Source organism: Ochrobactrum sp. Q0168 (assembly GCF_016427605.1).
In the GTDB taxonomy this organism is placed as follows: domain Bacteria; phylum Pseudomonadota; class Alphaproteobacteria; order Rhizobiales; family Rhizobiaceae; genus Brucella.
Genome location: NZ_JAELXQ010000012.1, coordinates 13,412 through 35,672, shown reverse-complemented (window position 1 = coordinate 35,672; position 22,261 = coordinate 13,412). Strand labels below are relative to the sequence as shown.

Sequence of the window (22,261 nt, the reverse complement as noted above, 5' to 3'; positions counted from 1 at the left end):
TTTTCGGTGAGGCCATGATCAACACATGAAACGGCGTTGGAAAATAGCGATTGGCGGTGCCGCAATTCTCGGCATCGCCGCTCTTGCGACGGTCAGCCTTGACTGGCTTGACCGCGCTTTTCCTCCACCCTTACCTGAACGCCTGACCATCTCCACCGAAGTGATGGATCGAGACGGCGAATTGTTACGGGCCTATGCGACACCGGACGGCTATTGGCGGCTCAACACGCGCATTGAAGATGTCGACACGAAATTCGTGAAAATGATGATCGCCTATGAGGATAAGCGGTTCTACGATCACAGTGGTATCGATCTATGGGCGTTGGCGCGCGCAGCGGTGCAGCTTGCCGGTAACCGGCGTATCGTGTCAGGTGGCTCCACCCTCTCGATGCAGCTCGCCCGGTTGATTGAACCACGCGAAAGCCGCAGCTTCGGCTCCAAATTCCGCCAGCTTGCCCGCGCCGTGCAGATTGAGCGCCGTCTAAGCAAGGACCAAATATTGGAGCGCTATCTGACGCTCGCCCCCTATGGCGGTAATCTAGAAGGCGTGCGGTCGGCGTCACTTGCCTATTTCGGCAAGGAACCGCTGCGGCTTACCACATCGGAAGCCGCAATACTGGTCGCCCTGCCGCAATTGCCGGAACGTCGTCGCCCGGACCGCGCCGCCAGCACCGCGCGCGCAGCGCGTGATCGCGTTTTAACACGGATGGTTCAGGCCGATGTTCTGACCGCCGACGAAGCCCAACGCGGCAAGCGCGAGGCCATTTCCGCCACGCGTCATGCTCTGCCAGCACTTGCTGCCCATTTTGCCGATCTGGCGCTGAAGAAAGCGCCGACTGAAGCCCGTCACACACTGACGCTGAAGAAATCCGTCCAGCGTGGTCTCGAAGCTTCGGCCCGGGAGGCGGCATCGAAACTCGGCTCTAAAGTTTCGGTGGCCATGGTTCTGGCCGACAGCCGCAATGGCAATATTCTTGGCGAAGTCGGATCGGCGAATTATTTCGATGGCAGACGGCAAGGCTGGATCGATATGACCCGCGCCGTGCGCTCGCCCGGATCGACGCTGAAACCCTTCATCTATGGGCTTGCCTTCGAACAGGGCATGATCGCGCAGGAAACCATTATCGAAGACCGCCCGCAGGACTTTGCCGGTTATCGTCCGCGCAATTTCGACATGAGCTATCAGGGCGATGTCAGCATAAGACAGGCGTTGCAAATGTCGCTGAACGTGCCGACCGTCAGCCTGCTGGATGCTATTGGCCCTGCCCGTTTGACCACGCGCTTCCGGCAGGCGGGCGTCAATCTGCAATTGCCGAAGAACGAGCCGCCCGGTCTCGCCATCGGGCTTGGCGGCGCCGGGATCAGCCTGCGCGATCTGGTGCAGCTCTATACCGGGCTTGCCAATGGCGGGCGTGGCGCCGCCTTGCGCGACGGAACCGAAACGGCTGAGCCGACACAACCCTCCGGCCCCATTCTCACCGAACAGGCGTCATGGCAGATCGGAGATATTCTGGCTGGTGTCGTGCCGCCGCAAGGTGCACCGCGCCGGGGCCTCGCCTACAAGACCGGCACATCCTATGGATATCGCGACGCGTGGTCGGTCGGCTATGACGGGCGTTATGTTCTCGGCGTATGGGTTGGCCGCGCCGATGGCGGCTCCGTGCCGGGGCTTGCCGGCTATGCGTCCGCCGCGCCGATCCTGTTTGATGCATTCGTCAAGTCGGGCGTGGTTTCCGTGCCGTTGCCGCGCGCGCCAGCGGGAGCATTCCGCACGGCACGTGCAGACCTGCCGGTAACGCAGACGCGGTTTTCATCGGCCAGCGATCCACTTCCGGTGTTGAAGGCGGCAACAGAACCAGCGCCGCGCATTATCTTTCCGCCCGAAGGCGCACATGTGGACTTGAAAGCACTGACTGAAACCGCATCGCCGCTCGTGCTGAAATTGCAGGGTGGCCGCGCACCGTTTCGCTGGCTCGCCAACGGCAAGCCCGTCGCAGAACCTGAACGCCGCCGCACCGCCACCTGGCAACCGGACGGTACTGGCTATTCAACCCTGACCGTCATCGATTCCGCGGGCCGTGCGGCAAGCGTCAAGATTTTCGTCGAGTAATGTCTATTGCGCAGCTTCCGAAATGGGCTCGCTCATCACGACTTTCTTTTCCAAAGACATGACTTTCAGATTGCCGGAGAACAATATGCCGGAGATCGGCAAAACCGGTTCAGCTGGCAGTTCATCCTGACGAACACTGTCTTTCGGAACGTGCAGCTTATGCTCCACATCACTATCCGCACTAGAAAGTGTCAACGCCACATTGCCCCGCGCATCAAGCAGACTGGCACCATAGAGAAACTCGAAGCTAAGCATTGAGGCGAGGAACTTGTAGGTTCCATCACGCACACCGCCTTTCATCATGGCAGCGCGGTGCAACTCGTCACCGATGCGCACATCAAGCGGTGACGTGCGTGGATCGCAGACATAGCCAACCGCCAGCAACTGGCCGTTCTCCACTTCAAAGCGCATGCGCTCATTGCCGAGGTTCAGGGCGGAAATGGAAAAGCGGCGGTTGCTATACTCCACTGGAACGCGCCCCAGACGTTTGCTAAGCTGCACGCCGCTGAGCGCGCGTGCATTGGCAAAATGGTCCGGATCGATGGCAAAGGGCAGCGCCTTTGGCCGATGGGGCGCGGAAAGCGCCGGTTCCAGCACATCGGCAATCAGATTGGCAACGATGGCGGTAGCGACGGGGCGCGAATAATGGCCCTGATCGAGATAGAAAGACGGGTGGGTCACGGCATCGCGGCCATATTGCTGCATCAGCATGCGCGAGACATCGGCGCAGATCGTGCCATACCACTGCGAAATATAATTAATGCCCGCATCAATGGAGGGAACCGAGTTCAGAAACGACCCGTTGCGCGCGCCGAAGACGAGCGTTGCGATGCGCAGGTTCGGATTGCGTTCCAACGCGTAACGGATAATCCCTTCATAGAACCGCGCCCAATGGCGGAAAGGCCTGCGCTCATCGCCATAAACAAATGCATCATTGATCGCATATTCGATCAGCAGCAGTTCGCAATCTTCGAGCTGCTCGAAAATCTTCAGCTGGTAAAGGCCGAAGGCGCTCGTCGTGCCGCCAACCGCGAGATCCGCTACAATACCCAGCCCCCCCCCGCGGCGCGCCATGGTAAAAAGCAGGGTCGGCAGATAGCCGGGCAGCATGACGGTGTTGGAACCGCCAATGATTACAGTCTTGAGTTTCATTTCGTCACCGTTGCGGTCTGGCCTGCCGGAGTCAGAGCCCCGCAGCGCCAGACGCCGTATGTTCCCTCATCCCAATCGAAATAATAAGCGGCCGCGATCTGGCCGCTATCCATCATCTGGCGGAAGTGTTCCCGCGCCTTTTCGATGAGTTGCTGGCGATTATCGTCATCTGCCGGGCAGGTCTTGGATTTGTTGGCAAAGCCCCATTCGGTGATCCAGCATGGCTTTCCATCCGCGCCGCCGCAGAAAGAAAGCGCCTTGTCGACATGCTTTGCCCGCGCCGCCCGCGTTCCACTGCTGCCGGGATAAATATGAATGCCATAGCCATCGGCCACCGTATCGAGGCCATGCTTTTTCAGAAGATCGGTGAAGACCGCCGGATCGACCGTATCGATCCCGCGCCGATCCGCATCGGCAAAGGGGATATCCGAAAGCCCCGCCGAAACCACCTTGGCGCTTGTGTTGTACCTGGTTTTCGCCAGTTCGGCACGAACGGCGCGCAGCAATTCGACATATTTCTCCGCGCCCTTCTCCACGAGCGGCAGTTCTTCCATTTCACTCAACGAGCGAGCGGTCTTTGTCTTTTCGCTCGGCAGAATGGCCAGATCGCCATTATAGGCGCCCCAGTTGATTTCATTGCCGGTCTCAACGCCAATGAGCGGCACGCCAAGCGCGTCGATCTTTTGCAGCGCATCGCCAATCGCTGTCTGGAAACGTATCGGATCAATGTCCGATAGCCGGTACATGTCCCAAATGCGTCCGCGCCCGGAACGCGGCTTGGTGCCTTCCGGATAAAAATCCACATTGTTCAGCGAGACTTCCAGCAGTACGGCGAGTTTCTTTTCATGCGCAAGCCGGACTGCATCTATGCTCTGGTCGATGGGTCGCGTCAGCGAAAGACGCACAGCGACAACGCCATTCTTCACCATCTGGTCGAATATTTGTCCGCGCTCAGCGGCAGGCAACCAGGCCATATTGACGCGGTTGACGCCGAAGCGCGTATCGGCAAGAGCGCCGTTCGGCACGATGCCGAGCAGGACAGCACCCAAAAGCGCTGCGATTGCCCGTTTTCTGCCCCCGGTGCTCCTGACCGTCCGTTTCATCTTATGCCGATATCCTTCAACGCGCCGTTGAAATTAGCTTCGCATTCCGAATAACGATTGATGGCGGCAGGCACATCGATCTTGGAAAGGAAGTCGCGCAGATAAGCCTTCTTCTGCGGTTCGCGGTTCCAGACGCTGGCATCGATATGCGGAAAGCCGACAAAGCCCAGCATTTCGCGCATACGATCATCAACGGCGATCATCAGTCCCGGGATACCGGACTGCATGCCGATAATCGTGCCGTGGAAGCGGCGGCTCAGGCCGAAATCCTGACTGGAAATCCAGCTGCGCCATTTGTGCGTATCGAAGAACACCAGCAGCTCATTCTTGCGCTGCCATTTTTCCATATGCTTGTAATCGACGGGGGCCGTGATACGGCTTGCCGCTTGATCATAGGCTTCGGAATGGTCTTCACCGGCCATGTTCATATTGTAGACGATCACTTCGTCCTGAATGACATAGCTTGCGACACTGTCCTTTTCGAGCAGTGCATGCGCATCGACAATCGTATCGGCAACGCTGCCGAGATAACCGCCGAAGGAGATTTTCTGTGCGTCCGCGAGGCTTGGATCGGCAAGACGGCTCAGCGAGCGCTTCATCTGATCCGGTGCGTAATAGAGCGACGGACAGCCGGTCGGGCGGACATATTTCATGCCCGCATCTTTCAGGAATTCAGCCGTGAAATGACCGCGTGTCAGGAAAAAGCTCTCCTTGCGACGCAGAACTTCAAGGAAGCGGCGCGTACCTTCCGGCAGCTCCTCCTTCAGATTTTCCTTCTTCTGAATACCGATGCCCATGACGACAATCGGCATGTTCAGCTTTTCAAAGACAAAGGATTCGGTCGTTGCCGCATAGCCCGGGCGCAAGAGATTGGCCGAGGCGAACAGGCACAGGTCGAAGCTCTCATTGAGCTTCGCATAGGTGTCCGGTGAATTGAGGCTGTTGGCCAGATGCCAGAACGGAACATAGGTCACGTCGTGGCCGCGCACGGCGTTGGCAGCGCCCTCACCGATGAGATAATTGCCCGTATTGGCAATCTTCTTGACCTGATCGATCACATCCTTCTTCGTGCGGATGGGTTCGAAATAGGGGCGATGCTTCACGCTCGCCCCGGAAACGCTTTCGACGGTCCGCATCAAATATGACGGGATGCCGGTAATCATTATGCGCATGATGATCCATCTTCGCTGGAGTTATGAGACGGCTTCTTGGATCGGGAGTTATCCAATGCCGATTTCTGAAAGGGCGCTTCGGAAGTTGCGTTCGCGGTCCGAATATTTTTCGATCACGTCGGGGATGTTCATCGCCGCAATATGATCGCTCACAAAGGCACGCCGGTCGTTGGCGGCGTTGAGATCGCGCGCGTCGATCTTCGGTAGACCAGAGAAATTCAACATTTCGCGCATGCGGTCATCGACGGCCACCATCAGGCTCGGCACACCGGCCTGCATGGAAATGACATTGCCGTGGAAGCGGCGACCGAAGGAGAAATCCATGGTCGAGCACCAGGCACGCCACTGATTGGTGTCGAGAAAAGCGTGGACGCTGATCTTCTTCTTGAGATCGCCGGAGCCTTTATAGGTAAGCGGACCGACCAGCTCGCCCGTCGTTGAATCGTAGGCGCGACCATTGGCATCCGGCTCAAGCTGCATATCGAAATGCAAAAGCTCGTCCTGCACGACATAGGCCGAGCGTCCGTCATCGGAGCTGAGCGCATTCATGTCGCCGATGGTTTCCAGCTCCGCGCCCATATAGCCGGTGAAGACGGTGCGGCCCTCGCCCACCTTCACATCCGGCAGACGGCTGATCGCCTTGCGCATATTGTCGGGACGGAAATAGAGCGACGGACAGCCAACCGGGCGAACATAGGAAAAGCCCTGATCGCGCAGATAACCGGCTGCGTTCTCACCACGTGTGAGGAAATAATGCTCGCGGGACTTCAGCACTTCGAGAAGCTTCTTCGTGCCTGCTGGCAGACCGTCTTCTCCTTCAATGTCCGGGCGGTTCTGAATGCCGATGCCGAGCATTACCACGGGCATGTCCAGTTTGGACAAAACCAGAGCTTCCGCATCCGCAGACAGGCCCTTGCGCAAAAGATTGGCGCAAGTGAAGACGCAGATATCGAATTCCTTATTGATCTCTTCTAGACCCGTTCCGTTATTGACACAATTATAGAGATGCCAGAACGGAACATGCTTGGCGGATGGCAGAAGGGCGGTCATGGCGCCCTCCCCGATCAGATAATTACCCGTATTGCTGATGTTCTTCAGTTCCTGGATAAAATTATCCTTGGATTCCGGTACACGCTGCTTTTCCGAATAATAAACCTGCGCCTTTTCCGCTCTCTGGATGAGGCGGGTCAAATGGCTCGGAATGCCAGTGACGAGAATTCGTGGGTTGGCTGGGCGGCTCATAGGTCGACCTTTCTGGTATAATCAGGCAACTGCGCGGCCGGGGAGAACGGCAACCGCGCTGGCATCATCTGCAACGTCCGGCTGGGAAGACCGGGATTTCGGGTAGACAGGGCTGATTTCATTGGCCCAATCCGTGAAGTCGGAAAATGCAGCACTCCATGTGCGGTGTGCTGCGGAGGCAAGAGCGCCTTCCGCCGTGCGCATAAGGGCGTCATTGTCCTGCGCAAGAATGGACAGAATGCGCGTCATGTCGGCGACGATCTGTGCATCATTGCCATTGCGGATCAGGATGCCGTCGCGGCCATGATTGATGAGTTCATCAACCGCACCAACCGCTGTTGCCACCGGCACACAGCCAAGCTGTTGCGCTTCGGCAATCATCAATGGCGCACCTTCCCAACGAGAAGGCATCAAAAGCACATCGGCCCAGGCAAGATGGTTCGCGATATCCTTGCCGTCGAAGACCGGGGGCGACACACGGACACCCGCCTCTTGCAGCTTCGTCATCCAAGACGCGCTCGGATCATCAGAGAGAATCTCCCCGCCAATCGCCTGCGCATCGAAGGAAATGCCCTGTTCTCTGAGCTTCATGATCGCGTCATGCAGCCGGTCGATGCCCTTCTGGCGGTCGAGGCGTCCCATATAGAGGATGCGCATGGGGCGGCCTTTACGGCCTTCCTTCCGGGCTGCAGTCACCTGCGCGCGCTGTTTCGCATCGATGGAGAAGCTCGCGCCATTCGGCACCGAGAAGACTTTTTCGAACGGCACGCCGAAACTATGCAGATAGATTTTCAGCTGATCCGAACAGGTGAGAAAGGCGTCATAGGCATGTTCAAAGGCGATGGCCGCATAGGGCTGCCCGGCCTGACGGCGGAAGACGGTTTCGTCCACCACATGCAGATAACAGGCCGTGCGCGTTCCCTCTGATCGCAGCTTACCCATCAGCGGATGCGCCGCCATGACGTGGTTGTTCACGACCAGATCGAAGCCCGACAGCTGACCGCGCAAGATGCTCCAGTCGAGCGGATGGTCCTCGGTGATGAAGTCCTGTCCGAGAAAGCGATTCGTATCGCCCCAGGCCGGAATACCATCCTTCCAGAAGTGGAGATAATCGAAGGACTGGTCGAACTCGTCCAGCACGTCCATGCGTTCGTTGCCGAGCACAAAAAGATGGGTTTCAAAACCCTGATTCTTCAGCTCGCGGCCAGCCGCATAGGCCACCTTTTCCGCGCCGCCGAACGATGCATTCGGCACCAGAACGGCAGCTGTCTTCTTCTTCGCAGGATTATGTGCGAGCGGCAGAACAGGCCCGCCGCCAAGCTCGTCACGCAGCACCTGATACATATCCGACAAAGCGGGCAAGCGGCGCGGACGCCACGTCCAGCGCATGGCCGCGCTCTGCTTCAGCGGACTTGTGGCAATCGACGTGACCAGATTGAGCATGGATTGCTCCGGTCGCGACAAGGCGCGGCGCTGGCGCACCCGCGGGAACGGAAAGCGGACTTTCATGCGCGCCGATGTGGGCCACAATTGCTGCGTGCCGAGCGACGCAAACCAGTTGAGCGCATCGTTCTCGATGATGTCGCGGATCAGCTTGGTCGAAACGAAAATCAGATCGGCGTGCGGTTGCCTTGCACCGGACGGCATCATTTCGGTATCGATCCGCCGCTCGTTTTCAACATTCGTCAATTCCACGAAAACGATGTTGGCCTGCTCGGCGAGCTTTTCCAGTCGCGACAGAATGTTCGGAAACAGACGCGAGCGTGTCAGCAGTTTCAGAGTCTCGGTGTTGGACGAGGCGAGAAATGGCGGGAAATGGAAATTGTCGGGTTCGGACACACTACCCCAGAAGGCCCGGATCGCATCATCGAACTTGAGATCAGTCGCGCCAAGGCTCGGATCGGTAAAGAAACTGACCGTTCCCTCCCCTGCACGAATGACGCCGTAACGCGGGCATTCCTCATGCTCGAAACCAACCAGTGTCGGACGGCGAAACAGTGCCTTATGTCGCTTGCGCAGAAAGTTGATCGAACCGGAACGGTCGCGATTGGCTTCCTTGAAGCGGCTTTCGGCACGCAGGCGATATTCGAAGCCCGTGTCATGGCATGGCGTGCCGACAAAGCCTGCCTCAATGGCTGAAAGCCAGAATTCCCAGTCTTCAAAGCCGTTCTGGCGGTCGTCATCGAAGCGAACGCCACTGCGGAACACATCCGCGGAGATCATCGAGCCAGTATCGCAGATATTGTCTGTGATGCAGTGAATGAGTCGCGAATAGCTGTCGCCGTAATGGGCGCGCCAGTTGACCGAAAACGTATCGATGTTCGTGTAAACCCAGCCCGCATTCGACGCGAGAAGCTTGCGGTAAAGCGTATCAATCGTGTGCGGTTGCACGCGATTGTCGGCATCGACAAAGTAGACCGCCTTAACGTCCGGCATCTCTTCGAGAATGTATTCGACAGCGCGGTTTCGCGCCCCGCCTGGCCCCGCATTCTCGCCGAAGATTACATGGATATTCGGATGGGCTGCGGAATAAAGTGCCAGACTGTCGAACACTTCGCGACGCGGGTCACCGTCCACCGATACAACGATTTGGGTGCGAAACACCGTCTGCGATGTGAGGATCGATTCCAGCGCTTCAAGCGCCAGCGCCGCATGTCCGTAGAGCGGCATGGCGACGACGATCAAATCCTTCGATCTATCGTACATTCGCGGCCTCTTTCAGCACCTCTTGAGCGGGACTGGTTTCGACATGCTTGACGAGGCGGAAGTTGAACACCTTCAGCCAGGAGAAATCGACGGACTCCCCAGCGGCCCGGCTCAACACAACCAGATCCATGGTACGGTCGATTGGCTCTTCGAGCATGAAGTTGATATCTATAGGGCGATTGGGTGCCACCTCCGACCAGCCACTGAACAGAACCTGCGAACGCCGCCTGTCCATAGAAGCCAGCGCGCCGATTTCGTCCTGCGCATTGGATGCCAGATTGACGAGCAGCAGACCGACCGCGCAGGGCTGGCCTTCCGGATGGTCAATCACAGCCCGGGCGGAAATCCGCACAGTTCCCGGCGCAACAACCCGGCGGATGGCAGCGGCGGTGATGCCTTCTTCCAGCGGATGGCAACCGACGGCGTCTTCATGTTCCAGAAAGCGTACCGTCGGGAAATCCGGCGTAAGCGGTGTGACGGACACATTGGCGACATTGCGCAGAAGCTCGATCGGCAGACGATAATCATCCACCTTGCGACCATTGATCATCGAGGTCGGCACAATGGCATTCGGCAGCGATGCCGGACGCACGCCCGGCAGGCCGGTGAAGATTCTCAGCGCCAGCGGGCGCATATCGAGATCGGCATGCGGTATACGCGCGCGAGCGGCGTAGCGCTCATTGGCGATCACATTGCCCAGCGATAATTCCGGCGGCACGCCGCCCGTCGCCGAGATGCGCAGCCGTAAGGTGCGATGGCTGCCGTCACAGGCTTTGGGGAGCGAGAAGAAATTCCACTCCGAATGCAGCGTGCCATACGGCACCAGCCATTCGGCAATGCCCTCGCCGTTTTCGAGATAATCCAGCGTGACGATCAGCTGACCGTTGCGGTTGGCGGGCAGATCGCGGAAATGCAGCGCAAAGCCCGAGACGGCATAGCTCGAAACCGGAAAAAGCTGTTCAATTTCGGATTCGCGCAGCAGGCGCGCAAAGCCTTCATCCTTGGGGTCAACCAAAGGCGCGTGACTGAAGATCTCGGTCGAGGAATCCCAGTTGCGTGCATGAAAGGCGTCTTCGATGGCGCGGTAGTTCTCGAACATCGTTTCGCGTTCGCGGCGCAGCATGGCGAGTTCCGCATGCACCTTGCTGACATGCCCGACAAGGCGGTCCAGACTGCTTTCCAGCAACTGGGTCACCAGCATGGGCACGGTTTGCGGCCCTGCCTCATCAACGCGCACGACCGGCACTTCCGGTATGGTGCGCATGCGATAAAGCTGCTGCAGTATAGAGTTCAGTTCGTGTGCGCCTTCATCGGAAGCTGCAACCGCAATGAGCGGAAATGTATTCGCCAGACGCAGACGCTTGCCGTCGCCTTCGACGAAAGCAGTCACATCGCCCAGAGAAGTCGCTTCCAGCGCTTCACGATCACGCATCGAAGCAATGGCATAGCGGCGGTTCTTCCGCCCCGAGATCGCAGGAAGTGGTGTGCTCAACATAATCGTCCATTGTCTGATAGCCGATTGGGAGGTTCGGCCTACAAGTACAATGAGAAAATACAGACCATGTATTGTCAACAGTGATATAGCATCAACTATATGATAATATTGCGAATATTTGTAATTTATTTAATTCAAAATTTGAAACAATATGGATACATATTCATTATACCTCGTAAACACGCAGAATTGCGGGCTATTATATTATAATACAGGCACTTGAATGCCCGATTATCGCCACATACTGCTCATCGGACATTCAATACTGCATCGATCAACGTTTTTTGCTGACGTAAACATTCCGACAACCGAAAGCGGTTTTCGATGGTTCGGCGCGCCGCCGCCCGCATCTTGAGGCAGGCATCAGGGTCGGCGAGAACGTCCAGCACCGTTTGAGCCAGCACTTCGGTGTCATAAAATGGAACAAGCAGCCCATTTTGACCGGCGCGGATCACCTCGCGCACCGGCGGCGTATCGGAGCCGATGATCAGCGCGCCGCACGCCATCGCCTCGATCACCGACCATGACAGCACGAACGGATAGGTCAGATAGATATGCGCCGTCGATATCTGGTAAAGCTTGCGCAGATCAGCGTGGGGGATGGAACCCAGAAACACCACCCTGTCGGACGGCAGCTCGTGATCGCGCAAGAGATGCTCCCGCCACGATCCGCCGCCGGGTGGAGGCGTGCCATAGCTGACGCCGTCTCCGCCGACGAAGACGAAGATCGCATCCTTGTTCTGACGAATGACTTTCGCTGCCGCTTCCAGCGCTTGTGGAAAGCCCCGATAGGGTTCGAGATCGCGCGCCACAAAGGTGATCACGCGCGATTCTCCGGCTTTCAGAACACGACCGTCAGGCAGCTGCAAAGATGCGTGACGGTCGGGATAGAAAACCTTGGTATCGACGCCTTCATGCACGACCGCGATGCGGTTCTGCGCCGCCTTCGGATAAAGGCTCTTCTGCCAATGTGTTGGGCTGAAACCGCCATCCATGCTTTCGAGCGTCACGAGCTGCGCCATATTTCTAAGCCGCAGCCTCTTCCGCATCTCTACATCAGGCTTGTCATCGGGCGCAAAGCCGACATCCGCACCATGCGCCCGATAGAAAAATTCGCAATAGCCAAGCGCCGGCGTCGAGGGCAGCACGTCCTTGACGAACATCATGCTGCCCCAGCCGATATGACCGATAACGATGTCCGGCGGTTGCCCGTGTCGCGCCATCGATTCAAGCGTTTCCGCGACACGGTAACCGATCCGGGTATGATGATCCGGAACCTCGAGATATCTGGCCATCGCACCATCGGCGCGAGGACCAGATTCAACTCTGTGGCGAATGACGCGGACCGCAGGGAGGCGACGGTCCACCGTTTCGCAAATCAGGCTTACATCATGTCCGCTCTCGGCCAGATGCCCGGCTAAAGCAGCGAACTGACCAAATCCACGTCTGTGCACAAAAGCTATATGCATGTCACAAAACGTGTAGGTTTTTTGGTCGATATTCGTCGATCAACATCAAATGCCATACCGTGCGGCGTTGCCCCACAGCAATTCCAGTCTGTGTAAAGTCTGGTATGCGATTTCGAGATTTCGCAGATCATCGTCATCACGAGCAAGGATGTGATGATAGTCCCTGCTGGCGTTTCTCAGGTTGAGGCAAAGGCGTTCACCCTTGTCTGTCAGACGAATGCGCGCAGACCGCTTGTCTCGCTGCGAGGCAACGCGATCAACATAACCGCCATCGGTAAGCTGTTTTAAATAATAGGAAATGTTGGACCCGACATAGTGCCCGCGATCCAGTAGTTCACCCACAGTGAGTTCGACATCGCCGATCGCCATCAGAACAAGTGTCTGTGCCGGGCCAATGTCCTCTACGCCCAACTTGGTCAGCTCCGTCTTCAGGAGGCTCACAAAGCGGCGGTTCACTCTTTCAATCATCCGGGCCAGTTCGAAATGAGTAATTACGACTGTATGCACCGGATTTCTGCGTTCCTGTTTCTCGGCGGTTACTTCAGGAAAATCGACGGCTGAGTATCCGTCAATTGATGTTTCGACTTCCACTCCCTCGTGCAGAAGCTTTTGCATCTCTTACTCTCCATTTTCAATTTTACTTCAAATTTTGAAGAAATTTTCAATTAGATTTTCTTGTCTCCTTTCGCATTTCCCCGCCGTAATAACTTTTTTCCGTCACATTCTAAGCGGTATTACTTGAATAATACTGATAGATGGGTGACTCTCTTTAGGGATATCCACGACCTGTGACCATACCAAGGCAGACCGCGTATGATTGATACTGGCCAAAAGAACCTAAATGGCAAGAGCCCCGCTGGCAAAAAAGCCACCGATGAAGTGGGAGTTTCGCCCAAAAGCCTAATTTACAGGGCCCGGCGCGTCTTCCTGTCGGGACTGCTTTATGCGGTGCTTTTGAGTGCCTGTATCAATTTGCTACAACTGACCGTACCGCTCTACATGTTGCAGGTTCATGACCGCGTCCTGAACAGCCGCAGTCTCGACACGCTGACCATGCTGACGATTCTCGCTGTCGGTGCGATGATCGTTTTTGGCGTTCTGGAGTTCATCCGGGCGCTATCATTTCAGGCCATGGGCACCGCGCTGGTGCGCCGTCTCAACCTGGCCGTGTTAACCGCTGCCGTTCAGGCCTCGGTGGATCAGGGTTTGCCGAAAGCAACCCAGACCCTACGCGACTTGACCGAGCTGCGCAGCTTCCTCACTTCACCAGCCATCAATGCGCCGCTTGATGCGGCGTGGTCGCCGATCTTCCTCGGCGTGTTGTTCCTGCTGCATCCGATGCTCGGTGTCATCGGCGTTGTAGCGGTCGTCATTCTGGTCGCTTGTGGCCTCTTGACCGACCTGCTGACTCGCAATCTCATCCAGGAGGCCAATCAGGCCAATATCGAAGCGGTGACGAAAATCGGCAGCAGCCTGCGCCATGCGGAAGTTATCGAAGCCATGGGCATGCTTCCGGCCCTCGCCCGCCGCTGGCGCACCGTGCAGATGCAGGCGCTCGAGGTTCTCGATCTCGGCGGCACCCGCGTCAAAGCGCTGTCGTCGATCGCACGCACGGCGCGTTTCATCATCCAGATTGCCTCGCTTGGCATCGGCACGCTGCTTGCCATGCAGCAGGAAATCACCCCGGGTGCGATGATCGCGACCAGCATCATCATCGGTCGTCTGCTGATGCCCTTCGACCGCATCGTGGAGAACTGGCGTCAGTGGGTCAGCGCCATAGCGAGCTGGAAGCGCGTTCAGTCGCTGCTTTCAGAAAACCTCGCCGTCCGCCAGACCATGCCCACGCCGCGCCCCAATGGCGATCTCGTCGTTGACAAACTGATCTATGCTGCGCCCGGCGTTGAAGTTCCGATCATCAAGGGCATCTCATTTTCGATTTCGCCCGGTGAAGTGCTGGGTGTTGTCGGTCCCTCGGCAGCAGGTAAGTCCACACTGGCGCGGCTGCTGATCGGCATCGTGAAGCCCACTTCGGGTGGCGTCTTCCTCGACGGCAACAACGTCTATCTCTGGGAACGCGGTTCGTTCGGCGAGATTGCAGGCTACCTTCCGCAGTCGGTTTCGCTGCTGGACGGCACCATCAAGGACAACATTGCGCGTATGGGCGACAGCGATCCGCACCGCGTGCTGGAAGCGGCCCGCCTTGCCGACGTGCATGAAATGATCGGGCGCATGCCGCTCGGTTACGACACACCGGTAGGCGACGGACGACTGACGCTTTCCGGCGGCCAGCGCCAGCGCATCGGCCTTGCGCGCTGCCTCTATAATCGCCCACGCCTGATCGTGCTTGACGAGCCCAATTCCAATCTCGACGCCATCGGCGAACGCGCGCTGATGCGCGCCATCGAGCACGCACGCGATGATGGCGCCATCGTCATCATGATCGCACATCGCCCTACGATCATGCAGGTTGCCGACAAGCTGCTGGTGCTTGAAAACGGTCGCATCACGCAATTCGGCCCGCGCACCGATGTTGTGGCGTCGCTGACGCCCGGCAACAACAATCCGCAGGCAGGAGCCGTAAATTCATGACTGGAAAATCCGTCATTCCCCGCCGCGTTTCGAATCTGCTCGCACCGCGTGCAGAATCATCCGACCACAAGGCGCTCACCCGCTTCGGCAGTGTCAAACCAGAATGGGTCTATGATTTGGAGCGCGAAGACAACCAGTCACCGCTGCGCCGCCTGATCATCGCCGGGCTGGCCACCATCGGCGTTGCCTTTGGCGGTTTCTTCGCCTGGGCCTACTCCGCCGAACTCGGTAGCGCCGCCGTTGCCAATGGAACCGTCATCGTCGATTCCAAACGCAAGACCATCAGCCATCTGGAAGGCGGCATCCTCGACCGTCTGCTGGTTCAGGAAGGCGATCTGGTCAAGGTCGGCCAGCCGCTTCTCCGTCTCGACGCCACCAAGGCACGCTCGCAGCTGCAATCGCTTGAAAGCCGCCGCATCGGTCTCATCGCCAAGCTGGCACGCCTGAGGGCAGAACAGGCTGGCGAACACCAAATCACCTTCCCGGATAAATTCGAGGAAGGGGGCGAGAACGCGAAGAACGCCATTCGCGCCGAGCAGATCTTTTTTGAAAAGCGGCAGACGCAAAAACGAAGCAAGATCGACATTCAGCAGAAAACCATCGAGCAATATACCGAGCAGGCCAAGGCTTCGACGGCGCAGATCGCCGCGACCGACCGCCAGATCGCTTTGATCGAAGAGCAGCGCAAGGCTATCGCCAGCCTTGTCGAAAAAGGCTTTGCGCAGAAATCCAAGCTGACGGAGATCGAAACCCGGTTGAGCCAGCTTGCCGGCGACCGCGGCGAATATACCGGCGACAAGGCCAAGGCGGAGCAAGCCAAGGCCGGTGCCGAATTCGCTCTTTCCGGCATTGAAAGCGACCTCCAATCGGAAATTGCCGGTGAAATCACCACCAGTCAGGTCGAACTTTCTGATGCGGAAGAGCAGATCATCGCTGCCAAGGATGTGATGCGCCGCGTTGAGGTGCTCGCTCCACAGGAAGGCATCGTTGCCAATATTCGCCTGCGTACGCCGGGCGGCGTCATTTCTCCTGCCGAAGCGATCATGGACATCGTTCCTGAAAACGAACCGCTTGTGGTGGAAATGAAAGTCAGCCCCAACGATATCGACAGTGTGGCGGTGGGTTCGAAGGCGCAGATCAAGCTGACCGCCTACAATCAGCGCTCCATGGCGCCCTTCGATGGCAAACTGACCTATATCGCCGCCGACCAGACGATCGATGACAAGACCAACACGGCCTATTTCGTGGCGCGCGCTGAAATCAATCCAGATTCGCTTGCAGCCAACCCAACAGCCCGCATGTATCCGGGCATGCCTGCGGAAGTCATCATCGTGCACAAGGAACGTCGCGCAATCGACTATATTGTTTCGCCGATTACTGACAGTCTGAACCGCGCCTTCCGCGAAGATTAAAACCGGGCTGTTCGAAGTTTCGAGCAGTCTGCAAGCATGATGTTCCAGAAGGGAATTGGTTAGGTTTCGTCTCTGACAGTCTCTCTCCTGGAAGATTCAAACCTTGGCTTCCATTCATAAAGAAACGGTATTCCACAGTATTCCCTCAAGGAAGACCGGGTTTCCAAACTTTTAAGGCGCTGCGCATTGAAAACGATGCGTAGCGCCATCATTCTGAAAAATAGACATTTTCTTGTCGATTTCGTGACGTTTCAATTTTTGAAGTAAATTGATCTTAAATATAATCCAAATACAAATTATAATTGATACAAAAGTAATTTTAAAAGAAGTTCACAATTCCCGAATATAAATTTTTCGTAATAAATTGTTACACGCTATTTCTTTAATTATACCATTTTCCGATGTTGTATTTATCAAAGATACGTATCAGACTACTACGAGCATAATGGTCGGAGCATTCCGGCTTGTGAAACCCAACGGAACACAAGGAGAAGCAGATGGCCACTCTAGAAGGCGGCGCCTACGACGACGTGTTGTTCGGCTCCCGCTTTGACGATTTCATCCGTGCCCATGGCGGCGATGATCTCGTCTTCGGAGGGGATGGCAATGACACCATCTTCGGTGGGAATGGCAGCGACATTCTTTTCGGCGGCGCAGGTAATGACATCCTGTTCGGCGAGAATGGCAATGACATTCTTTACGGCAATGAAGGAAACGACATCCTGAGCGGTGGCAATGGCAGCGATGTGCTGTTTGGCGGCAATGGAGATGACATTCTCCAGGGCGGCAACGGCGATGACCTGCTCTATGGCGGCGCTCACAACGATATCCTGTATGGCGGCAACGGTAACGACATCCTTGATGGCGGCACCGGCGACGACATCCTTATCGGTGGCAATGGGAGCGACACGTTCCTGTTCAACGGTGGCGGCGGAAACGACGTCATTCTCGACTTCAATCCTGGCGAGGATATCCTTCAGATTCAGAAGGGCATCAATGGCCTCGATATTACGTCTGCGGACGATCTTGCTGATCGCGTCACGCAGGTTGGCGGCAATGTCGTTGTCGATCTCGGCAATGGCGACACCGTTACCCTCGTGAACACCAATGCTGACGACATTCAGTCACATCCCGACCAGTACTTCACTGTTCACTGATTGAACCAATAATGGCGTGCCCGGCAGCCTCCCGCCGGGCACGCTTTTGATTTTGAAGCGTATTCCGAAAAGTGACTGTCAGTTTTCGGATCAGAATGCGGGCTCCTCGTTAGAACGCGCTTCGATCTGATTAGATCAGATCGGCGTTCTAACCATTTGTTTTTACGCACATCTTTTCCGAAAGCCGTTTCACACTTTTCGGGATGTGCTCTAATTTTCCTGCATCCGACAAGAATGAAAGGGTATTCGCATTGAACCTCGACCATTCGGCGGAAATTGCAATCGGCACCGGCCCAAATGATATCGGAACGCGTGATATCCGGGAAAGCAAACCCGAAAATCTTTCCATTTGCCGCCTTTGCGCCGACGTTGCTGTGATCGTCTGGGATATTCCGAGCCCGGCGCGCCAGTCGACCAAATGCGCGCTCGAAATGCCCGTCCAGCCTGTGCCATTGCTCAGTGTCGGCATTCCACTGGAAAGCGGCGGTACGCGCATGTTCTGGGCCATGCGCACCGGTAGCGAGCCGGTTGAATTTGCTCTTTCTGCGGGCTCCCTCGGCCCGACGGTTCAGTCGATTCTCTACCCGGCCAACGAGCTTGCCTCCTTTGATAGCGAGCGCATCCTGTCAGACCTGACCCTGCCGGGGCATATCAAGCTGCTTTCGACCATATTGACGACATGGCGCAGCGCGTTTCGCCTGTCGCGCAATCAGACTTTTGCATCCCTCGTTCGAGACATCACGCTGGCGTTGACGCCAGAACCGCGGGAAATTCAGAACTGCGGTCAGCCGGTTGCCGGGCACCACCTCCTGGAAACCGCTGTCGATCCGATGCTGGGCGAAATCTCTGCCGTTTATGGTGTGAGCAACGGAAGCGTCATCGTTATCCCTCCGCGCTTCACAGTCGGCCAGCAATCGCAAAAAGCATGGCAGCCTTTCCACCTGCTGGTTGAATCTCCTCAAAGTCTGCCCTCGTCGTTTCTATTCGTTCTGACCGGACAGAAGGGCGTTGCGATCCGCAAACTCTCCGATGCATCGTCAGAACCGATGGATTTCGGCAAATGGTGGACGAAATGGCAGGGCAATGCGGATCTGCGTGAATTTCTGGTCAACCAGCTCGCCAAACTCGGTCCAAGCGGCCCGGCTGTAGCCATCGACCTGCAAAGCCGTTCGCCTCTGCCTGTGCGCCAGATCACACAATCCGCCAGTCATAACCCCGCGGCAGAAATCGACCTTGCCCTTGCTCTGGATAGTGGGCTGATCGTCGGCGGGTGGTATCACGATCCGGCGGCGATGCTAGGCGATATTGAATATCTGCCTGCCAATGGCAGCGCTATTTCACTGAAAGCGCATTTTCACAAATTCCCCGGCAAGATCGCCAAGAGCGAGGATGCGCCACAGGCCGATGTAACGGGATTCGTTGCGTGGCTACCTGCGGCCAAGAACCTTGGTCCGCTTCTGCAACCGCGTTTCCAGATGCGGCTCACGTCCGGCGCAACCGCGCCGCTTGTCCCTGCCCCGCAGCCATTCGAACCGGCGGAACAGCGCAAGCGCATCTTGCGCGCTGTGCCGCCGCAGCATACCCGCCCGAAAGTGTTTGAAACCATTCTCGCTCCTGCTCTGACCGAAGTGGAAAAGAAGCTGGGCGCGACTGTGCGCATTTCGGAAACCAAGGATTTCGGCACGATACCCGCCAACCCGGTCGCGTCAATCGTCATCCCGCTTTATCGCAATCTCGATTTTCTGCGCTTTCAGTTTTCAGCACTCGCCACCGATCCCTGGATCGTCGCCAATGCCGAACTGATTTTCGTTCTCGATTCGCCGGAAATACACGACGATACCGAACACATGCTGGGCGGCCTGCATATATTGCATGACCTGCCGTTTCGCCTTGTCATCATGAATCGCAATGGCGGTTATGCTCGCGCCTGCAACGCGGGTGCGAGTGTGGCAACTGGTACGGCCATTGTAATGCTGAACTCCGACGTCGTGCCGGAAAAGCACGGTTGGCTGCAAGAACTGCTGCAACCGCTCTTCGACAACAAGCGGCTGGGTGCTATCGGTCCCCGCCTGCTCTTTGAGGACGGCTCGCTCCAGCACGCAGGCCTCTATTTCGCCCGTGACCGCCACGGCGTCTGGCTCAACCATCATTATTACAAGGGCATGCCCGGCAGCTACGCGCCCGCTCTTGTCGGACGCGATGTTCCCGGCGTCACAGGTGCCTGCCTGATAACACGTAAGGATATCTTCGACCTCGTCGGCGGATATACTGAAGACTATGTCATTGGCGACTATGAAGACAGCGATCTTTGCCTGAAAACCCGCCAGCTTGGCTTTCAGGTCTACTATGACCCCGCCGTTGCGCTCTACCATTTCGAACGCCGTTCAATCCGCCGCAGCGCCGATTATATGCGCGGTCTCGCCAGCCAATATAATTCCTGGCTGCACACCCAGCGCTGGGATGACGACATTACCGAGCTGATGGCTCCGCCAGAAGACGACACGCAGACTGCACCATCGTCCAATGTGATCGTAGCCAAATATGAAAGGAGCGTCGCTTGACCGACGTGGTAGCGCTGAAACAGCCTGAAACCAAACTTCCAATTCCCGAAGAACAAATCGGCTGGCTGACACATGCCGTATTGAAGAACCGCTTCCTGCCCTCACCCGACCCGAACAGCGTGTTTGTGGGCGATGGCGATTTCCGGGCTGTGGGTGCCGAGTTTCTTGGCCACTTCATCCGCAAAGGCGGCCTCAAGCCTGACGCGCGCGTTCTCGATATCGGTTCGGGCATCGGGCGCATGGCCGTGCCGCTGACGCAATATCTCGACCCCGCCAAGGGGCGTTATGCTGGCATAGACCCCGTTGCGAGCGGCACAAGCTGGTGCCGCCAGCATATCAGCGCGCTTTATCCAAACTTCCAGTTTCAGCATCTCGACATTGCCCATGCGCTTTATAATCCGCGTGGCGCTGTCGATGGGCTTCACCTCGTTCTGCCATTTCCGGACAAGAGCGTCGATTTCGTTATCATGACATCGGTGGTGACGCATCTGGCCGCTGACGAAGTCAAAGTCTATCTGCGAGAAATTGCCCGCGTGCTGGCACCGGGCGGCAAACTGTTCATGACGGCTTTTGTCGTCGATGATATTGCCGCGCGCGACCGTCATAGCAAACGTGACCCGCGCCTCAGTTTCGAACGCAGCGGCACGGGTCCGTGCTGGTATGTGCCGGAGCTTCCGCCGCTCGCCGCCGTCGGCTTTGAGAATGGCTTTCTGGATCGCGCCCTTGCAGGCGTCGGCCTGTCGCTGGAACTGAAATCCTTAGGCCACTGGCGCGGGATCGCATCCGACCACTATCAGGACCTGTTCATCGCAAAACGTGGAGGCGTTGCCTGATGGCCGAACGCGTGCTCGTCGCTGCCCATAACCATCCCTCGCTGCATCCCGGCGGGACGGAAATCTTTGCGCATGACTTGTTCCGCGCCTATCAGCGCGCCGGTTGCGAAGCGTTGTTTCTTGGGGCCACTAACAAGGTTCACCGTCAGGAACGCCCGGGCACGAGCTTCCAGAGCATTGGCAACGGCGGCGACGAAATTCTGCTCTGGTCTGGTCATTTCGACCGTTTCAACATGAGCCAGGTCGACCTCTACGGCATTGTGCCAGACATTGTGGAACTGCTGAAGGATTTCCGCCCGGATGTGGTGCATCTTCACCACCTTCTGCTGCTCGGTGCGGAATTTCCGCATATTGTCCGTCGCACATTGCCGGATTGCCGTATCGTGCTGACATTGCATGACTATTACCCGATCTGCCACCATGACGGGCTGATGGTGCGCACGACGGGCAAGGAACTTTGCTATGGCGCCAGCCCGGATCGCTGTCATGCCTGTTTCAAGGACATCCCGCTCGACAAATTTGTGCTGCGCGAGCGCCACATCAAGTCATTGTTGAGCGCGGTCGACGCCTTCGTGTCTCCAAGCGAATTCCTGAAACAACGTTATGTTGACTGGGGTCTGTCGGAAGAGCTGATCAGCGTCATTCCAAACGGCCAGCCGGAGCGCCCTGTGATCGACGCCCCGCGCCGCGAACGAACCAAACCTGTCTTTGGCTATTTTGGCAATCTGAACCCGTGGAAGGGCGCGACTGTTCTGCTCCGTGCGGCGCAGCAACTGATCAATGAAGGCTTCGATTTCGAACTGCGCGTGCATGGTGCCGCCCCCTTTCAAAGCGAGAGCTTTGTCAGCGAGATCGATCAGCTTTTTGCCGAAACGGCCCCTTTCGTGCAACGGCGTGGCGCTTATCGGCGAGAAGATATCGCGCAACTGATCCGCACCGTCGATTGCGCCATCATGCCGTCGATCTGGTGGGAAAATGCGCCCCTCGTCATTCAGGAAGCACAGGGACAGGATTGCCCGGTCATCTGTTCCAATATTGGCGGCATGGCTGAAATGATTACGGACGGCGTAAACGGCCTGACCGTTCCGCCCAATGATCCGCAGGCGCTGGCGGAAGCCATGCGCCGTATGGCGGAAAACCCGGAGTTGCGTCAATCACTCAGCGACAATGCACGCCATCCGGACACCATCGACACGACAGCATCGCGCTATCTCGATCTGATTGGGACATTGCGTACGGCCCGTGTCGAGGCAGCATAAG

15 protein-coding genes are annotated in these 22,261 nt (G+C 57.0%); 7 read left to right on the top strand and 8 right to left on the bottom strand.

Going from position 1 to position 22,261, the window contains the following annotated elements; translation table 11 throughout:
- The first annotated feature begins 25 nt into the window (after nucleotides 1-25).
- Nucleotides 26-2,110, top strand: a complete 2,085-nt coding sequence (pbpC, locus tag JAU75_RS17780; RefSeq protein WP_199057810.1) for a penicillin-binding protein 1C — start codon at nucleotides 26-28, stop codon at nucleotides 2,108-2,110.
- Between the two features lie 3 nt (nucleotides 2,111-2,113).
- Here the strand turns inward: pbpC and JAU75_RS17775 are convergent, their stop codons facing one another.
- From JAU75_RS17775 to JAU75_RS17740, 8 genes are all read right to left on the bottom strand, one after another.
- A complete protein-coding gene (locus JAU75_RS17775) occupies nucleotides 2,114-3,262 on the bottom strand; it encodes an SGNH/GDSL hydrolase family protein (RefSeq protein ID WP_199057809.1) in 1,149 nt (382 codons plus the stop codon).
- Nucleotides 3,259-4,365, bottom strand: a complete 1,107-nt coding sequence (locus JAU75_RS17770; protein WP_199057808.1) for a glycosyl hydrolase — start codon at nucleotides 4,363-4,365, stop codon at nucleotides 3,259-3,261. Before JAU75_RS17770 ends, JAU75_RS17775 begins: the two co-directional genes overlap by 4 nt.
- Nucleotides 4,362-5,537: a polysaccharide pyruvyl transferase family protein gene (locus tag JAU75_RS17765; RefSeq protein ID WP_199057807.1), complete on the bottom strand. Its 1,176-nt coding sequence runs from the start codon at nucleotides 5,535-5,537 to the stop codon at nucleotides 4,362-4,364. Before JAU75_RS17765 ends, JAU75_RS17770 begins: the two co-directional genes overlap by 4 nt.
- Before the next feature lie 48 nt (nucleotides 5,538-5,585).
- On the bottom strand, nucleotides 5,586-6,779 hold the full coding sequence (locus JAU75_RS17760) for a polysaccharide pyruvyl transferase family protein (protein WP_199057806.1): 1,194 nt from the start codon (nucleotides 6,777-6,779) through the stop codon (nucleotides 5,586-5,588).
- 21 nt (nucleotides 6,780-6,800) lie between these two features.
- A complete protein-coding gene (locus JAU75_RS17755) occupies nucleotides 6,801-9,485 on the bottom strand; it encodes a glycosyltransferase (protein WP_199057805.1) in 2,685 nt (894 codons plus the stop codon).
- Nucleotides 9,475-10,980 carry a DUF6212 domain-containing protein gene (locus JAU75_RS17750; RefSeq protein WP_199057804.1) on the bottom strand — a complete coding sequence of 502 codons (1,506 nt, stop codon included), beginning with the start codon at nucleotides 10,978-10,980 and terminating at the stop codon, nucleotides 9,475-9,477. The genes JAU75_RS17755 and JAU75_RS17750 overlap by 11 nt, the downstream gene beginning before the upstream one ends.
- 248 nt (nucleotides 10,981-11,228) lie before the next feature.
- Nucleotides 11,229-12,449 carry a glycosyltransferase family 4 protein gene (locus JAU75_RS17745; RefSeq protein WP_199057803.1) on the bottom strand — a complete coding sequence of 407 codons (1,221 nt, stop codon included), beginning with the start codon at nucleotides 12,447-12,449 and terminating at the stop codon, nucleotides 11,229-11,231.
- A gap of 45 nt (nucleotides 12,450-12,494) precedes the next feature.
- On the bottom strand, nucleotides 12,495-13,064 hold the full coding sequence (locus JAU75_RS17740) for a MarR family transcriptional regulator (protein ID WP_199057802.1): 570 nt from the start codon (nucleotides 13,062-13,064) through the stop codon (nucleotides 12,495-12,497).
- 198 nt (nucleotides 13,065-13,262) lie between these two features.
- On the opposite strand from JAU75_RS17740, the gene JAU75_RS17735 reads away from it, so the two are divergent.
- From JAU75_RS17735 to JAU75_RS17710, 6 genes are all read left to right on the top strand, one after another.
- On the top strand, nucleotides 13,263-15,038 hold the full coding sequence (locus tag JAU75_RS17735) for a type I secretion system permease/ATPase (protein WP_199057801.1): 1,776 nt from the start codon (nucleotides 13,263-13,265) through the stop codon (nucleotides 15,036-15,038).
- On the top strand, nucleotides 15,035-16,450 hold the full coding sequence (locus JAU75_RS17730; RefSeq protein WP_199057800.1) for an HlyD family type I secretion periplasmic adaptor subunit: 1,416 nt from the start codon (nucleotides 15,035-15,037) through the stop codon (nucleotides 16,448-16,450). The genes JAU75_RS17735 and JAU75_RS17730 overlap by 4 nt, the downstream gene beginning before the upstream one ends.
- A 497-nt stretch (nucleotides 16,451-16,947) precedes the next feature.
- Nucleotides 16,948-17,607: a calcium-binding protein gene (locus JAU75_RS17725; protein WP_199057799.1), complete on the top strand. Its 660-nt coding sequence runs from the start codon at nucleotides 16,948-16,950 to the stop codon at nucleotides 17,605-17,607.
- Between the two features lie 251 nt (nucleotides 17,608-17,858).
- Nucleotides 17,859-20,168 (top strand): glycosyltransferase family 2 protein, encoded by a 2,310-nt coding sequence (locus JAU75_RS17720; protein WP_247880534.1) that lies wholly within the window; start codon nucleotides 17,859-17,861, stop codon nucleotides 20,166-20,168.
- Nucleotides 20,165-21,001: a class I SAM-dependent methyltransferase gene (locus JAU75_RS17715; protein ID WP_199057797.1), complete on the top strand. Its 837-nt coding sequence runs from the start codon at nucleotides 20,165-20,167 to the stop codon at nucleotides 20,999-21,001. The genes JAU75_RS17720 and JAU75_RS17715 overlap by 4 nt, the downstream gene beginning before the upstream one ends.
- Complete coding sequence (locus JAU75_RS17710) at nucleotides 21,001-22,260, top strand: glycosyltransferase family 4 protein (protein ID WP_199057796.1); 1,260 nt, start codon at nucleotides 21,001-21,003, stop codon at nucleotides 22,258-22,260. Before JAU75_RS17715 ends, JAU75_RS17710 begins: the two co-directional genes overlap by 1 nt.
- The last annotated feature ends 1 nt before the right edge of the window (nucleotide 22,261 follow it).

Coding starts and splice junctions, on each gene's coding strand:
- pbpC (WP_199057810.1), top strand. CDS start 26: ATGAAACGGCGTTGGAAAATAGCGATTGGCGGTGCCGCAATTCTCGGC.
- JAU75_RS17775 (WP_199057809.1), bottom strand. CDS start 3,262: ATGAAACTCAAGACTGTAATCATTGGCGGTTCCAACACCGTCATGCTG.
- JAU75_RS17770 (WP_199057808.1), bottom strand. CDS start 4,365: ATGAAACGGACGGTCAGGAGCACCGGGGGCAGAAAACGGGCAATCGCA.
- JAU75_RS17765 (WP_199057807.1), bottom strand. CDS start 5,537: ATGCGCATAATGATTACCGGCATCCCGTCATATTTGATGCGGACCGTC.
- JAU75_RS17760 (WP_199057806.1), bottom strand. CDS start 6,779: ATGAGCCGCCCAGCCAACCCACGAATTCTCGTCACTGGCATTCCGAGC.
- JAU75_RS17755 (WP_199057805.1), bottom strand. CDS start 9,485: ATGTACGATAGATCGAAGGATTTGATCGTCGTCGCCATGCCGCTCTAC.
- JAU75_RS17750 (WP_199057804.1), bottom strand. CDS start 10,980: ATGTTGAGCACACCACTTCCTGCGATCTCGGGGCGGAAGAACCGCCGC.
- JAU75_RS17745 (WP_199057803.1), bottom strand. CDS start 12,449: ATGCATATAGCTTTTGTGCACAGACGTGGATTTGGTCAGTTCGCTGCT.
- JAU75_RS17740 (WP_199057802.1), bottom strand. CDS start 13,064: ATGCAAAAGCTTCTGCACGAGGGAGTGGAAGTCGAAACATCAATTGAC.
- JAU75_RS17735 (WP_199057801.1), top strand. CDS start 13,263: ATGATTGATACTGGCCAAAAGAACCTAAATGGCAAGAGCCCCGCTGGC.
- JAU75_RS17730 (WP_199057800.1), top strand. CDS start 15,035: ATGACTGGAAAATCCGTCATTCCCCGCCGCGTTTCGAATCTGCTCGCA.
- JAU75_RS17725 (WP_199057799.1), top strand. CDS start 16,948: ATGGCCACTCTAGAAGGCGGCGCCTACGACGACGTGTTGTTCGGCTCC.
- JAU75_RS17710 (WP_199057796.1), top strand. CDS start 21,001: ATGGCCGAACGCGTGCTCGTCGCTGCCCATAACCATCCCTCGCTGCAT.